Origin of the sequence: Bacillus sp. AY2-1 (assembly GCF_008368965.1) — a bacterium.
Taxonomy (GTDB): domain Bacteria; phylum Bacillota; class Bacilli; order Bacillales; family Bacillaceae_G; genus Bacillus_A; species Bacillus_A thuringiensis_S.
Genome location: NZ_QPEL01000082.1, coordinates 61669 through 72872 on the forward strand (window position 1 = coordinate 61669; position 11204 = coordinate 72872).

The following is an 11204-nucleotide window of genomic DNA, read 5'->3' on the forward strand; positions in this document are numbered from 1 at the left end:
GGCCACAAGTTAATAAATAAATGAAAGCGTTTTAAAAAAATAATTTCACTCATAAAATATAGGTCTCCTTATTATATATAGATTACATGTTGACATGTAAGGAGGAACATATTTTGCGAGTTAAATATCATTTTCTGCCAAAGCAGCAAGTAACATTTTGCAAAATAAATGATTCTGGTGAAGAGGCACTGCAAACGATGAACAAAACGGGATTTCGAGCCATCCCGGTATTAGCAGAAGATGAGAAGAAATTCACGGGTATTATTTATAAAGTAGATTTATTAGAAAAAAAATGCAATAGCGGATTAGAGCATGTAAGTGCAGGAGATATGCTTGACAATTCCAATGCATTTATTTTTGAAAAGGATTCCTTCTTCAGAGCCTTTTATGTGATTCGTCGGCTTCCGTTTTTAGCCGTGCTAAATGATTATAATGAATTTGTCGGTATGTTAACGCATTCGAATATATTTGATGTTATTGAAGATTCATTTGGTATGCGGACAGGTGGTTATATATTAACAATTGCAACACAAGATTGTAAGGGAACGATTAAAGAGCTTGGGACATTGTTAAAAGCATATAATATCGGTGGGTTGTTTACACTTGATAACGGTGATCAATATATCCGCCGCGTTATTGTAAATATATCAGATGAGTTAGATGAAACAAGATTAAAGCAATTAATCGGAAAAATAGAGAAAAAAGGATTCAGAGTGAGTCATGTAGATTATATTTAAGTTAAAAAGAAAAGTACCTATCTGTTATATATAGATAGGTACTTTTCTTTGTGAGTAATAAACTTTATTTTGAAACAGGAGGCGGGGATAATGCTAGATCAGATAAAAAAATAAAGTCTGCATGCTCACGAATTTTAGGGATAGAAGTTTCAATAACGCGTGATGTAATTTCACCTGGGGGGCCCACATGCCCGATAGCTACCATAATAGGTTTTTCTTGAATTTTTTTGATGAGTAATTGGGCTTGTTTTGAAATATGTCCTGCTGTATACACATCATCAAAAAATAGTTGGTTTTCAATAATAGGAACTCCTAATTCTTTTCCGATTTTTGGGACGACACTATTAGGATTAGTTTTACTATCTAAGTAAAATAAACCGTGTTTTTTACAAGCAGCAAGTATAAGGCGAACAATTCTTTCATCCGCTGTTACTTTTGACCCCATATGATTGTTCATTCCAATTGCATGCGGAACTTCTTGAATCGCTTGTTCAAGTCGGTTGTTTATTTCTTCATCGCTTAAATCGGTTGTAATTGCTTTCGGTCCAAGCCATTCTTTTTTACCTTTAATAGGTTCCATTGGCATATGTATAATAACTTCATGGCCTTTTTTATGGGCAGCTATTGCATCTTCTTTTGTGGAAGGAAGAAAAGGCATAACAGCAACAGTGAGCGGAATGGGAAGTGATAACATTTGATTAGTCCCCTTCATATTATTGCCGAAATCATCAATGACAATAGCAACTTTATTCGTATGAGCATTTGCTTGAATAGGAAATAAGAAGGACGGTAAAAACAAAACAATGATGAACAATGTAATCGTATATTTTCGCATATAAATATTTCCTTTCTATTGTTATCCCGCTATTTGTGGGTAGTAAGACTCCCACCTCAACATTGGGCTGGATAGGTGGGAGATTCACTGCCTATAAACGCACGATTGGTGAATGCTAATAATCAGTGGGGCTGAACAAAAAACACTGATTAAAGTTTCACTTTATCAATCATCATTATGTTTTGCTTTTTTATATAAATTAAACAAAAAATGTCGAAGAAAAGTAGGTGGAAAATTAAGAATCCCCGGTTTACGTAGAATTTGTAAAAAAAGAAGATGAAAAAAATGTCTATTATTGCGAATGTATTTACAAAGATAGAATAATTTGTAATAATTCTCAAAGTGAGGGTAAAGATTTGTAAATTACAGGGAGAAAATGTTAAAATTTCTGATTCTTCAAATTTGTATATGATTAAGTAGTTCAAAAGGTCAATGGAGAAGTGAAGTTGAGAGCATGGAAGTATAATAAGGGGGATATGGATGTTTACTGTAAAAAGGAAGTACACATTAGAAAAGCTTTCACGTGATATTCATATGAAACGTGAAGAAATGATTCAACTAGGATTAACAAGTGGGCTAAATAGTAGGGAGACAATTCAAGTTAGTCAAGAATTGGACAAGCTTATTTTACAATATCAGTGTTATAAAGAAAAACAAACACCGAAATGGTTTTCAATTATAAAAATACCAATTTTCCAAATCGGGTATGAAGGAAAATCAAATAATTTTTGGCGAATGCTTGTCACTGGTTTTATGAAATAAGTATAATTACCCTTATAGGATAAGGATAATTATACTATGTGTAACGGAATTTCGATATGAACTGTCGTTCCTTCGTTTTCTGTACTGTCAATAAAAATATGCCCATTATACATCTCTACAATTCGTTTACATATGACAAGTCCAAGACCTGTTCCAGTATCTTTATTAGTAAAGAACGGATGAAAGAGGTGTTTTTGAATATGTTGCGGAATCCCTTTTCCAGTATCTGTAATCTGCAATTGTGCGTGTGTTTCATTGTTTTTTACTACAATGGTTAGTGTATCACTAGAAGTCATGGCCTCAATTGCATTTTTTGTAATGTTTAAAACCACTTGTTTCATATGGTCTTTCGAACAACGGATATGAACAGGATGGTCTGGCAAATGTAAATGGAATACAATGTTATGTAAATTCGCCTCAGATTGAATAATTAATGCTACCTCATTTAGAATTGTTCTTACGTCATATGTTTGTTCGATGATGGCGGTTGGCTTGCCGAGAATAAGAAATTCACTTACAATTTCATTGATTCGCTCTATTTCTTGTTCAATTACGGAAAAGTAGAACTGATCTTGTTCATCTTTATATTTCTCTTTTAATAGAGCGACGAGTCCTTTAATTCCAGTAAGAGGATTACGGATTTCGTGTGCTGTACTTGCTGCAAAAGTTCCAACTAATTCAATTTTCTGTAGTTCATTTTGTTGTCTTTCAAGTTTTGTTTGACGTTTTAACAACATATATTGAGCAAGTAAAAATAAAATAGACATTAAAAATAAAGTAGCGATACACTCTATTGCAACCCACTGGTATAAGTTTTTTTGATGAATAGGTAATGGTGAAACAGAGACCTTCCAATTTAATCTTTGGAGTGGAGTAGTAAGCATATTAGAATGCGTATCACTTGTGTCATTATTATCATCGGTTAGAAAAACTACATCATGTTTATCAGTTACCTCAAAATGGTATTGTGGTTTAATGGCATTTAAAGAAGATGAAATGTAATCAAAGCGTAAACTAGCTAATAATAATCCTGAGAGCTCCTTCTGTTTATTGAATATGGGGGCAGCAATCATAATAGCTTTATGTCCAAGAACGCGATCAGTAATGACTGATGATACAGTGGTTTTTTTAGTTTGTAGAACGTCTTGAATATATTTACGGTCTGAAACATCTACGGGCTTTGATTCATCTTCAGATGCGATTGTAATGACCCCTTTTGGTGTAGCGTAATATAGACCAGAAAAGCGTGCATCGTTTCCATCTGTATCATGTACAATTTGTTTAATGCCATTTATATTACCAGTCTCGGTGCCTACAACTTTTGCAAGCATGTCTAAAGCAGAAATTGCTTCACCAAGATGATGATCTAAATAATCTCTATATAAAAAGAGAACTGTATGAGCGGATAATTTGTTTTCCTGTTTCATTTTATATGTATGATACGAATAAAATGTAGCACCAATCCCTATTGTCGGTAGGATAACAAGCAATATATATATAATTATGCTTTGGAATTTGACTTTCAAATGTGGTACTCCTTCTTTTTTTATTATCATTATATATAAACTATGTTAAAATTGTCATGTTTTTATTCAAGAATGATTCTTAATATATTAGGGGAGAGGAAATGGATGAGTGAATGCTCATTCGGAATTCACATGAAGTATGAAGTGGCATTTTCTTTTTATTGCTGAGAATTTAAGTGAAGGGTTGAAAGTTGTATGACATCAAATAATGAACGAGAAGATATTTCTCAATCTTTAAAAGTATTTATTGCATTATCTCGTGTACATCGTTCTGTTATGGATACTACAAATAAATCTATACAAAGTAACGGGTTAAATCCAACGGAATTTGCTGTATTAGAACTGCTATATCATAAAGGCGGTCAACCACTCCAGCAAATTGGTGAGCGCATTTTAATAGCCAGTGGCAGCATTACATATGTTGTAGATAAGCTGGAGAAAAAGGGATTAGTAAAGAGAATCCCATGCCCGAATGACAGACGTGTTATTTACGCGCAATTAACTGAGTCTGGCGAGAACTTTATTGCTTCTATTTTTCCGGGGCATGAGAAAGTTATACATCGGTCTTTTGAAATGTTAACGAAAGATGAAAAAGATGAATTACTTGATCTATTAAAAAAAATTGGGAAGTATGAAAAATAATAATATGTTCCAAAGGAGCTTTGGATAAATAAATCCAAGGCTTTTTTATTTGCAATGAACTCAGGGTAGTAACTGCCGAATTTTGTTGAAAATTAAGAGGGAATTCGGGAATACGTATTGAATTATAGTAAAGGTATGTAATGGAGAGGAGGCTCGTTCATGTCATTTAAAGACTATGAATATAAACGCCCAAATATTGAAGAGTTAAAAGAGAAATTTACTGTTGCTTTAGAGAAGTTTGATAACGCAAAAACTGTAGAAGAACAAAAACAAGTCATTCATTCAATTAATGAAATTCGCAACGATTTTGGTACAATGGGAAACCTTTGTTACATTCGCCATTCTGTTGATACGACGGATACTTTTTATAAGGAGGAGCAGGATTTCTTTGATGAATTCTCTCCAGTTGTACAAGGATATGGTACAAAATATTATAAGGCACTCATTAATTCTCCATTTCGTGAAGAATTAGAGGCGTATTATGGAAAACAATTATTTGCTCTAGCAGAATGTGATTTAAAAACATATTCAGATGAAGTCGTGAAAGATTTACAATTAGAAAATAAATTATCGTCGCAATATACACAGTTATTAGCATCTGCAAAAATTGACTTTGCTGGAGAAGAAAGAACGTTATCGCAACTGATTCCGTTTATGCAAGGAAAAGAAAGAAGCGAACGTAAAGCAGCAAGTGAAGCATACTACGGATTTTTAGCTGGAAATGAGGAAGAACTAGATCGTATTTATGATGAGCTTGTTAAAGTGAGAACGAAAATCGCAAAATCTTTAGGTTTCAAAAACTTTGTTGAACTTGGATATGCAAGAATGTACCGTACAGATTATAATGCGGAGATGGTGGCTAATTACCGTCAGCAAGTGCTGGATTATATCGTTCCCGTTACAACGGAATTAAGAAAGCGACAACAAGCACGTATCGGTGTAGAGAAGTTAGCTTATTACGACGAAAACTTTGAGTTTGCTACAGGGAACCCAACTCCAAAAGGAGATGCGGATTGGATTGTTGATCATGGAAAGACGATGTATAAAGAGTTATCGGCTGAGACAGATGAATTTTTCAATTTCATGCTAGATAATGATTTATTAGATTTAGTTGCGAAAAAAGGAAAAGCTGGTGGCGGATATTGTACATATATTGAGAATTATAAAGCGCCATTTATTTTCTCAAACTTCAATGGAACATCTGGTGACATTGATGTATTAACACATGAAGCAGGTCATGCTTTCCAAGTATATGAAAGTCGTAAATTTGAAATTCCAGAATATAATTGGCCAACATATGAAGCGTGTGAAATCCACTCTATGAGTATGGAATTTTTTACATGGCCATGGATGAAGCTATTCTTTGAAGAAGATGCAGATAAATATTACTTCTCTCACTTAAGTTCAGCACTTCTGTTTTTACCTTATGGCGTATCAGTTGATGAATATCAACATTATGTATATGAAAATCCTGAAGCATCACCTGAAGAGCGTAAGACAGCATGGCGTAACATAGAGAAGAAATACTTACCGCATCGTGATTATGAAGATAATGATTATTTAGAGCGCGGTGGTTTTTGGCAACGTCAAGGGCATATTTATAGTTCACCTTTCTATTATATTGATTACACGCTTGCTCAAATTTGTGCGCTACAATTTTGGAAACGTGCAAGAGATAATAGACAAGAGGCGTGGGAAGATTATGTGAATCTGTGTCAACAAGGTGGAAGTAAATCGTTCTTAGAATTAGTAGAAGTTGCAAATTTAACATCACCATTTGCTGAAGGCTGTGTGAAAAGTGTTATTACAGAAATTGAAGCATGGTTACATGCGATTGACGACACAAAATTGTAAAAAACATGCGCTTTTTTTCACATGTTTAACATCGACATAATGGGAAAATGATGAGATAATAAAAGAAAATTCAGAATACTAAAGAGGTGTTTCTAATAAGGAGCACCTCTTTTCACCAACAAAAGGGGGGAACAAGTATGCTTCAATCTAATATGGATGTGAGTTTAGAAAGTTTAGTAAACTCATTACAGTCTACCCGAAGCACGCTATTATCAGAAATTGAAATGTTAAATGATACAGAAGTGAATGTAAAGCCACGCCGTGATAAATGGAGTATTACTCAAATTTTACACCACTTGCATTTAGTTGAACAATCTGTCACGTCTGCCCTTGTATATGCTTTACAAAAAAACGAAAGAAACATGACTCCATTTAAAGACCTCCAACTTACGCTTGATCGCACACATAAACGAGAAGCTCCTCAGCAAATGCAACCAACAGAAACTTTAATGAAAAAACAGCAAGGAATTCAATTACTAGAACATTCACGACAAGAACTATTACACGCGCTTCATAGTGTTATAGATGAAAAAGATCTATTTGAAAATGGATTAAAGCATCCTGTTTTTAATGATCTGAATTTGTATCAATGGGTTCAATTTCTTGATTTGCATGAACAAAGACATCTTACGCAGTTAAAAGAGGCGAAACATGCAATTTTGCAACGCTAAAGTGGAAGAAGTGGGAAACCACTTCTTTTTTGATATGTGCATAGTTTTCTTTCTTATTTTGGAATACTACATGGAGAAAGAAAAGAAGGAGTTGAAAAAATATGTCTAAGAAGAAGCGAGAAGAGGAGCGCGCCTGGAAAGCGCATAAAGAAAATCAACAACCGCACGGAAAAGTGAAAGCTTTTGCTGAATTAGTTGAAGGAACAGAAAAAACGTGATGATTATTTCATCACGTTTTTTGTATGAGTGGAAAAGTTAATAAAAAGGTTGTACCGATTCCTTTTTCACTTATAATATCAATTTTTCCGTTCATAGCTTGAACAACACTGAATACGACCATCATTCCAAGTCCAGTGCCTTTTTCTTTCGTTGAATAGAAAGGCGAACCAAGACGTTTTACTTGTTCTGAATCCATACCGATTCCTGTATCTTTTATATATAACTGAATATGCTTATGATCAGGAACTAATGTGAAATAAAGATCACCGCCTTTTGGCATAGCCTCAATGCAATTTTTTAAAATATTTAATAAACATTGATTTAGTTTTTGTTTTTCTCCAGCGATAAAAAAAGAAGTGCTTTGCTTTATATAATGAGTACGTACATTTGTTAAATTAGCAAGCGGTGTAATTAACGACAATGCATGTAGTAATTCTTCTTCTAACTGTAATGTTTGTTCTTTTTCAATGCTTGGTTTGGCAAAAGTTAAATAATCTGTAAGAACATGATTTGCTTGTTCGATGCCGTTAATGGCAATGTCGATATATAATTTTCGTTCCTGCTCAGTGCATGTATCTGATTGTAACAGTTGTAAAAACCCTTTCGTTGAAGTTAATGGATTGCGAATTTCATGAGAGATAGACGCTGCCATTTCACCAATTAAATGAAACTTTTCAGCATTTATAAGTTCGTTTTGGAGACGAACTTGAGTTTGTAATATGTGTAGTAAATATAAAATTAGGATCGTACCAAGCATTGAACATAACTCATATACAATAATATGCGGTATATAATCAGTCTTATTTGTAACCTTTGAAAGAAAGAAAGGTATCCAACTAAATCCGTATGTGAGACTGTAGATAATAGCAAGTGTTATTTTTATACGATTAGAAGTTCGATTGAAAAATTTATATGTTAATAGTAGAACAATAAATAGAAGAACAGAACCGATAAGAGATGGGAAAACACCTACCCCACCTAATAGTAAGCGATATATGTTTAATACAACTAAGATAGAACCACCAGCAATAGGCCCTCCCGTTAATGTACCGACAATTAATACAATATGGCGCATATCAAATTGAAAACCATTATTTGTTTTTGCTGCAAATGTAATACAGAGTACGGTAGCGAGGCAACACAATACAATAAATATAGCTGAATTTAATTTAGGAGAGCGTTTCCCTTTTTGATTCCAAAATAAATGATATACGAGCATTGTAATAAGGATGAATAATATATTTAAAAAGAGATAAATAATAAAGGATTTCAGTGGGATGCCTCCTCTCTTCTTATATTAAATTAATCATACTATAAAATGAAAGAAATGAAATAATAAATAGCGGAAAAATCAGAAATTTTTACGCTAGTATACAATATGTTACAATAAGCTGTGTCAATGAAAGAAGAAATTCCGTGCACCGCGCGGGAGAGGTTCGCGAACTCCCTCTATAAAAAACTATGGAAACAACAATATCCTTAGGTATTGTTTTGTTTTTTTATTGTGACAGTTCAAGAACGTTCTTTCTTCTTATTTATAGTAGAGAAGGAGAATGAGTGAAATGAAAAAAGAAAAAGCAGTTGTTGTTTTTAGTGGAGGACAAGATAGTACAACATGTTTATTTTGGGCAATAGAGCAGTTTGCAGAGGTAGAAGCTGTAACGTTTAATTACAATCAACGTCATAAGCTAGAAATTGATTGTGCAGCGAAAATTGCAAAAGAGCTAGGAATAAAGCATACGGTACTAGATATGAGTCTATTAAATCAACTTGCTCCAAATGCGTTAACGAGAACGGATATGGAGATTACACATGAAGAAGGTGAATTGCCATCGACATTTGTAGATGGACGAAATTTACTCTTCTTATCATTTGCTGCTGTATTAGCAAAACAAGTTGGAGCACGTCATATTGTAACGGGTGTATGTGAAACTGATTTCAGTGGTTATCCAGATTGCCGTGATGTGTTTGTGAAATCGTTAAACGTTACTTTAAATTTATCCATGGATTACCCGTTTGTCATTCACACGCCACTTATGTGGATTGATAAAGCTGAAACATGGAAATTATCAGATGAACTTGGAGCATTTGAGTTTGTTCGAGAAAAAACATTAACATGTTATAACGGAATCATTGGTGATGGTTGCGGTGAATGTCCAGCGTGCCAACTTCGTAAAGCAGGATTAGATACGTACCTACAAGAACGCGAAGGAGCGAACAACTAATGGATAATTTCTTTGGATTTCGCATCGTAGAAAATTTGCAAAAAATGGACAAGGATATTCAGCGTAAACAGCTCAAATACCATAATAAAAGAGTAATGGTCAGCAAGGAATTTACATTTGATGCAGCACACCATTTACACTGTTATGAAGGGAAATGTAAAAACTTACATGGTCACACATATAAAGTTGTATTTGGAATTAGTGGATATGTAAATGAAATAGGACTTGCAATTGACTTTGGTGATATAAAAGAGATTTGGAAGAATGAAATCGAAATTTATTTAGATCATCGTTATTTAAACGAAACGTTACCTGCAATGAATACGACTGCTGAAAATATGGTCGTTTGGATTTATGAAAAGATGGCAGAGGCACTAACTAAAGAGAATCGAGTGAACGAATATAAAGGAGCTCGCGTAGAATTTGTTCGTCTATTTGAGACGCCGACTAGTTATGCGGAAGTAAGACGGGAGTGGATGCTCGATGAGTAAAATCCCTGTCTTAGAAATATTTGGTCCGACTATTCAAGGTGAAGGAATGGTTGTAGGGCAAAAGACAATGTTTATCCGTACGGCTGGTTGTGATTATAGCTGCGCTTGGTGTGATTCTGCTTTTACATGGGATGGATCAGCTAAAAATCAAATTAGACAGATGACAGCAGAAGATATTTGGGATGAGCTTGTTGCAATTGGAGGAGAAAAATTTTCTCATGTTACGATTTCAGGCGGGAATCCGGCATTGCTGAAAAATATTGAGTTTCTTCTTTCTATATTAAAAGAAAATGGAATGCGGACGGCAATTGAAACTCAAGGGAGTAAATGGCAAGATTGGTTACTTCAAATTGATGAAGTAACAATTTCTCCAAAACCACCAAGTTCGACGATGAAAACAGATTTTCAGAAGTTAGATGCTATTATTCAGAAACTAGCAGGAAAAGATATTAGTTTAAAAGTAGTAGTATTCGATGATCATGATTTTGAATATGCAGTTAAGATGCACGAACGTTATCCAGATGTACCATTTTTCTTGCAAGTAGGAAACGATGATACAAAAACAGTGGATGATGCGATGCTTATTAAAAAATTATTAGATAAGTATGAGTGGCTGATTGATAAAGCTGTAAATTGTAAAGAGATGAATGATGCAAAAGTATTGCCCCAGCTTCATGCGTTAGTATGGGGAAATAAACGCGGCGTATAATGAGAAGGGATGTTTAAAATGACAGGAAGATTAGATGAAGATTTAAAAGATGTAACATTACTAGGAAATCAAAATACAAAATATTTATTTGAATATAGCCCAGAAATATTAGAGGTATTTGATAATAATCATCCAAACCGTGATTATTTTGTAAAATTTAATTGTCCTGAATTTACAAGTTTATGTCCGAAAACAGGACAACCAGATTTTGCAACAATTTATATTAGCTATATTCCAGAGCAAAAAATGGTAGAGAGTAAATCTTTAAAGTTGTATTTATTTAGTTTCCGCAATCATGGTGATTTCCACGAAGATTGCATGAACGTTATTATGAACGATTTAATTAAATTAATGGATCCACGTTACATTGAGGTATGGGGGAAATTTACACCACGTGGTGGCATTTCAATTGATCCATACTGCAACTACGGTCGCCCGGGGACGAAGTATGAACAAATGGCTGACTACCGCATGATGAACCACGATCTATATCCGGAAACAATTGATAATCGTTAATAGAAAGAAAGGGCCTG

13 protein-coding genes and 1 riboswitch are annotated in these 11204 nt (G+C 34.1%); of the genes, 10 read left to right on the top strand and 3 right to left on the bottom strand.

Going from position 1 to position 11204, the window contains the following annotated elements; translation table 11 throughout:
* Positions 1-113 precede the first annotated feature (113 nt).
* Complete coding sequence (gene cbpA / locus DN403_RS20160) at positions 114-737, top strand: cyclic di-AMP binding protein CbpA (protein WP_001264214.1); 624 nt, start codon at positions 114-116, stop codon at positions 735-737.
* 64 nt (positions 738-801) lie between these two features.
* Here the strand turns inward: cbpA and DN403_RS20165 are convergent, their stop codons facing one another.
* On the bottom strand, positions 802-1572 hold the full coding sequence (locus DN403_RS20165; protein WP_001234134.1) for a divergent polysaccharide deacetylase family protein: 771 nt from the start codon (positions 1570-1572) through the stop codon (positions 802-804).
* A 480-nt stretch (positions 1573-2052) separates the two neighbouring features.
* Between DN403_RS20165 and DN403_RS20170 the strand changes: the two genes are divergently transcribed.
* Entirely contained in the window at positions 2053-2334 is a 282-nt protein-coding gene (locus tag DN403_RS20170) for an aspartyl-phosphate phosphatase Spo0E family protein (RefSeq protein WP_000495537.1), read from the top strand.
* A gap of 29 nt (positions 2335-2363) precedes the next feature.
* On the opposite strand, the gene DN403_RS20175 is transcribed toward DN403_RS20170, so the two are convergent.
* Positions 2364-3860 carry a DUF3149 domain-containing protein gene (locus tag DN403_RS20175; RefSeq protein ID WP_000865060.1) on the bottom strand — a complete coding sequence of 499 codons (1497 nt, stop codon included), beginning with the start codon at positions 3858-3860 and terminating at the stop codon, positions 2364-2366.
* Between the two features lie 195 nt (positions 3861-4055).
* Between DN403_RS20175 and DN403_RS20180 the strand changes: the two genes are divergently transcribed.
* From DN403_RS20180 to DN403_RS31790, 4 genes are all read left to right on the top strand, one after another.
* Complete coding sequence (locus DN403_RS20180; protein ID WP_000203339.1) at positions 4056-4502, top strand: MarR family winged helix-turn-helix transcriptional regulator; 447 nt, start codon at positions 4056-4058, stop codon at positions 4500-4502.
* Between the two features lie 159 nt (positions 4503-4661).
* Positions 4662-6356, top strand: a complete 1695-nt coding sequence (locus tag DN403_RS20185) for a M3 family oligoendopeptidase (protein ID WP_000008576.1) — start codon at positions 4662-4664, stop codon at positions 6354-6356.
* 137 nt (positions 6357-6493) lie between these two features.
* On the top strand, positions 6494-7027 hold the full coding sequence (locus DN403_RS20190) for a DinB family protein (protein ID WP_000941975.1): 534 nt from the start codon (positions 6494-6496) through the stop codon (positions 7025-7027).
* A 101-nt stretch (positions 7028-7128) separates the two neighbouring features.
* A complete protein-coding gene (locus tag DN403_RS31790) occupies positions 7129-7245 on the top strand; it encodes a DUF6254 family protein (protein WP_255452028.1) in 117 nt (38 codons plus the stop codon).
* 11 nt (positions 7246-7256) lie between these two features.
* Here DN403_RS31790 and kinB read toward each other — a convergent pair whose 3' ends face one another.
* A complete protein-coding gene (kinB, locus tag DN403_RS20195; RefSeq protein ID WP_002083096.1) occupies positions 7257-8465 on the bottom strand; it encodes a sporulation sensor histidine kinase KinB in 1209 nt (402 codons plus the stop codon).
* Positions 8466-8671: 206 nt separating this feature from the next.
* A riboswitch (PreQ1 riboswitch) is annotated at positions 8672-8715 on the top strand.
* Positions 8716-8808: 93 nt separating this feature from the next.
* Here kinB and queC point away from each other — a divergent pair.
* From queC to queF, 4 genes are read left to right on the top strand one after another with little or no spacing between them, the layout of a single operon-like run.
* Entirely contained in the window at positions 8809-9471 is a 663-nt protein-coding gene (gene queC, locus DN403_RS20200; RefSeq protein ID WP_000711598.1) for a 7-cyano-7-deazaguanine synthase QueC, read from the top strand.
* Positions 9471-9962: a 6-carboxytetrahydropterin synthase QueD gene (queD, locus tag DN403_RS20205; protein WP_000368414.1), complete on the top strand. Its 492-nt coding sequence runs from the start codon at positions 9471-9473 to the stop codon at positions 9960-9962. Before queC ends, queD begins: the two co-directional genes overlap by 1 nt.
* Positions 9955-10671, top strand: a complete 717-nt coding sequence (queE, locus tag DN403_RS20210) for a 7-carboxy-7-deazaguanine synthase QueE (RefSeq protein ID WP_000036303.1) — start codon at positions 9955-9957, stop codon at positions 10669-10671. Before queD ends, queE begins: the two co-directional genes overlap by 8 nt.
* An 18-nt stretch (positions 10672-10689) precedes the next feature.
* Positions 10690-11187, top strand: coding sequence for a preQ(1) synthase (gene queF, locus DN403_RS20215; RefSeq protein WP_001986050.1), 498 nt, complete (start codon positions 10690-10692; stop codon positions 11185-11187).
* The last annotated feature ends 17 nt before the right edge of the window (positions 11188-11204 follow it).

Bases quoted from the DNA above. Each gene is read 5' to 3' on its own strand.
- DN403_RS20165 (WP_001234134.1), bottom strand. From the start codon at position 1,572: ATGCGAAAATATACGATTACATTGTTCATCATTGTTTTGTTTTTACCG.
- DN403_RS20170 (WP_000495537.1), top strand. From the start codon at position 2,053: ATGTTTACTGTAAAAAGGAAGTACACATTAGAAAAGCTTTCACGTGAT.
- DN403_RS20180 (WP_000203339.1), top strand. From the start codon at position 4,056: ATGACATCAAATAATGAACGAGAAGATATTTCTCAATCTTTAAAAGTA.
- DN403_RS20185 (WP_000008576.1), top strand. From the start codon at position 4,662: ATGTCATTTAAAGACTATGAATATAAACGCCCAAATATTGAAGAGTTA.
- DN403_RS20190 (WP_000941975.1), top strand. From the start codon at position 6,494: ATGCTTCAATCTAATATGGATGTGAGTTTAGAAAGTTTAGTAAACTCA.
- DN403_RS31790 (WP_255452028.1), top strand. From the start codon at position 7,129: ATGTCTAAGAAGAAGCGAGAAGAGGAGCGCGCCTGGAAAGCGCATAAA.
- kinB (WP_002083096.1), bottom strand. From the start codon at position 8,465: ATGCTCGTATATCATTTATTTTGGAATCAAAAAGGGAAACGCTCTCCT.
- queC (WP_000711598.1), top strand. From the start codon at position 8,809: ATGAAAAAAGAAAAAGCAGTTGTTGTTTTTAGTGGAGGACAAGATAGT.
- queD (WP_000368414.1), top strand. From the start codon at position 9,471: ATGGATAATTTCTTTGGATTTCGCATCGTAGAAAATTTGCAAAAAATG.
- queE (WP_000036303.1), top strand. From the start codon at position 9,955: ATGAGTAAAATCCCTGTCTTAGAAATATTTGGTCCGACTATTCAAGGT.
- queF (WP_001986050.1), top strand. From the start codon at position 10,690: ATGACAGGAAGATTAGATGAAGATTTAAAAGATGTAACATTACTAGGA.